The organism is Parcubacteria group bacterium CG10_big_fil_rev_8_21_14_0_10_36_14 (assembly GCA_002772895.1).
In the GTDB taxonomy this organism is placed as follows: Bacteria; Patescibacteriota; Patescibacteriia.
In genome coordinates, this window is the sequence record PFCS01000013.1 from 1 (window position 1) to 795 (window position 795).

The following is a 795-nucleotide window of genomic DNA, read 5'->3' on the forward strand; positions in this document are numbered from 1 at the left end:
CTCTTCTAAAAATACACTTTACAGCTTAAACCCTGACGGTTCATTAAAGTGGCGATTTGACGCTGATAAGCCGAGTTATCCGGAAACAGCCAGTCCTGCTATAGGGTCTCGCGGAACAGTATATATGAGTTTTTGGGAAGATGGACTTTATGCCTTAAACCCTGATGATGGAAGCATAAAGTGGAAAAATTCTGAATCAGCTGTCAGTTCTCCTGTCGTAGGCGCGGATGGAACAATTTATGTAATCATCAGCAGGCCAAATGAAACAGGTAACCTATTATTAGCCCTTAATTCCGATGGAACAGAAAAATGGACGTATTCAGGAGTTGATAGAATGATAAAACCGGCCGTATCGGGCGATGGAATAATTTTTGCAAAAGGCAGACATAATCCTCAAGGACAATATATTATAGAATTTTGGGCAATCAAGTCAAACGGCACTCTAAAATGGAAAAATACAGCAGTCGGATACGCATATCAATCAAGTCCGGCCATAGGAGCAGATGGAACTGTATATATTGCAACAACAAAAGGATTATACGCTCTTGATTCAAATGACGGAAGCATAAAATGGTATAAAGAAAATCTTTGCTGTTCAGCGCCGGCAATCGGCTCTAACGGATGGTTGTATTACGGCACTTATGACAATGTAATATATGCTTTTGGGGAATAGACAAACTTCAAATTTATACTATAAAAACAGAGACGGGATTAGAACCGAAAATTTCCAGTAAAATAACAAGTTTATTGTGAAAATGTAATTTTGGACGGGGATGGGAATGGTTTGTCTTTTTT

The 795-nt window shown here is 38.9% G+C and carries 1 protein-coding gene; it reads left to right on the forward strand.

Translation table 11 applies throughout. The annotated features are described in order from the left end of the window. Nucleotides 1–673 (forward strand): hypothetical protein (locus tag COU51_00970; GenBank protein PIR66972.1); only part of this gene is annotated, 673 nt, incomplete at its 5' end. Between the last annotated feature and the right edge of the window lie 122 nt (nt 674–795).